A 1,742-nucleotide genomic window follows, 5' to 3' on the forward strand; every position below is an offset into this window, starting at 1 on the left:
ACACAAATGTACCTACATATCTTATTCGGTAAAAGCTTGAGAAATCAGGCTTTTTTATTTTTATGTAGGCACATTTGTGTCATCTAAAAATGCACAAATGTGCCTATATTGTCGTCCAGTGACACAAATCAACCTACATTGTAATGAAGTATCCAGATTGCCTAGTATTTTATTGATGTGGCAAAAAAGATTTATTAATAAATAGCTAATGTTTATAAAGACGAAAATATATGGAAGCAAAGATAAGACTGCCACAATAGATTCAGAAATTAAGTTTACATTGCCATAGATGAACAAAGATCCAGCGCAGGGACTACCAAGCCCCTCAAAACGGTGGATCTTTTGTTATTGAACAGTTAAAAACTCCTTGATGGCATCTACAATTGCAGAGGCGATTTTGTTTTGGGTGCTTTCCGAGAATAGGGCCATTTCTTCTTCAGAATTTGATAGAAACCCCGTTTCTACAAGTGCTGCAGGCATTGTCGTATCCTTGATGACCTTATAGTTGGCTTGCTTGACATGTCGATCAGGAAAGCCAGTATCTTCAAGAACATGATTTTGAATGATTTGAGCGAAAGAAATGATGTTTTCAACGCGAGTAAAAGGTTTCCGTGCCTCTAATATTGGAGGCGGCTTTATTGGCATGAATGGATAGATAGACATCTGCGGGAATTCGATTCGCCAATGTTGCCCGATCTTCAAGAGGGATAAATGTATCATCGCTTCTCGTTCCTAATCAAGCAGGACAAGTGCAAATCTTGGGTAGAACAATGGAACGTAAGTCTGATCAAAGATGGGCTCGATCACAGATCGGCTACGTACCACAAACTCAAGGACAAGGGCAGTTTCCGATCTCGGTTTTTGAAGCGGTTCTACTTGGCAGATGGGGAACTTCATTTGCCTATTTACGTCGGCCATCCAGTAAGGACAAAGATATCGCGGAGCGCATGCTGAAGATAGTGGGTTTGCAAGACTTCAAGGAGCAGGACTGCCGATCCCTTTCTGGCGGACAGAAGCAACGACTGAACATTGCCAGAGCCCTTGTTAGAGAGCCTCGTATCCTTCTTTTGGATGAGCCTACAACTTTTTTGGATCGAGAATCTCAAGAAATGCTCACAAGTCTCATTGATGATCTGCGTAAATCTTTAAACGTATTGGTGTTGATGATTACTCATGAGCATGGTTACGTTAAAGGTATATCTGATCGAACGGTGCTGCTTCAAGCAGGGACAATGTCACACTTGATGGAGACGAATATATGACACTAGCAGTTTATTTCCAGTTACCCGTATTTCAACAAGCTATGTTGGTCTCCATATTAGCAGGCGCAACCTTTTCATTATTGGGTATCGTCATTGTCATGTTGAAATTGACAACGATCCGGTTCGCACTGATGCACATGGCTCTTTTAGGTGGAGCAGTTGGTATGCTGTTGGGGACGACTCCACTTATAGGAGCGACTGCGGGTATTGTCGTTAGCTGCTAAAAGGCAATGCTGAAAAGTTAGGTATTTCTATTAAATAATACGAATACAATTCCAAAACCGCCATCTTCCCAGTATATTCTGTGGAAGATGGCGGTTTTGGTGTTTTAAATTACAATGGGTGACTCAATTACTTGGTAAGTAAAATAAAATCCATGGGATATACGGATATCTAAAAGTTTACGAACAAAAAGGAGCTGGGTCTTGTATGCCGCATAGGGGGATTACAGAAGTTTGTGGTCTCATATATCCGTAATAT

Annotated in this window: 4 protein-coding genes; 2 read left to right on the forward strand and 2 right to left on the reverse strand. The window is 40.9% G+C overall.

The genetic code is table 11. The features are described from left to right. Positions 1-345 precede the first annotated feature (345 nt). Together AC1DUA_RS36345 and AC1DUA_RS36350 are read right to left on the reverse strand one after the other, a co-directional pair. A complete protein-coding gene (locus AC1DUA_RS36345) occupies positions 346-624 on the reverse strand; it encodes an N-acetylmuramoyl-L-alanine amidase family protein (RefSeq protein ID WP_477504358.1) in 279 nt (92 codons plus the stop codon). Next, entirely contained in the window at positions 590-685 is a 96-nt protein-coding gene (locus AC1DUA_RS36350; protein WP_477504356.1) for a hypothetical protein, read from the reverse strand. The genes AC1DUA_RS36345 and AC1DUA_RS36350 overlap by 35 nt, the downstream gene beginning before the upstream one ends. A gap of 22 nt (positions 686-707) precedes the next feature. On the opposite strand from AC1DUA_RS36350, the gene AC1DUA_RS36355 reads away from it, so the two are divergent. Both AC1DUA_RS36355 and AC1DUA_RS36360 read left to right on the forward strand, forming a co-directional pair. Continuing rightward, positions 708-1,262 carry a metal ABC transporter ATP-binding protein gene (locus tag AC1DUA_RS36355; RefSeq protein WP_477504359.1) on the forward strand — a complete coding sequence of 185 codons (555 nt, stop codon included), beginning with the start codon at positions 708-710 and terminating at the stop codon, positions 1,260-1,262. Then, positions 1,259-1,486, forward strand: a complete 228-nt coding sequence (locus tag AC1DUA_RS36360) for a metal ABC transporter permease (RefSeq protein WP_477504357.1) — start codon at positions 1,259-1,261, stop codon at positions 1,484-1,486. Before AC1DUA_RS36355 ends, AC1DUA_RS36360 begins: the two co-directional genes overlap by 4 nt. Positions 1,487-1,742 lie beyond the last annotated feature (256 nt).

It is taken from the genome of Paenibacillus sp. 01T422, from assembly GCF_056398785.1.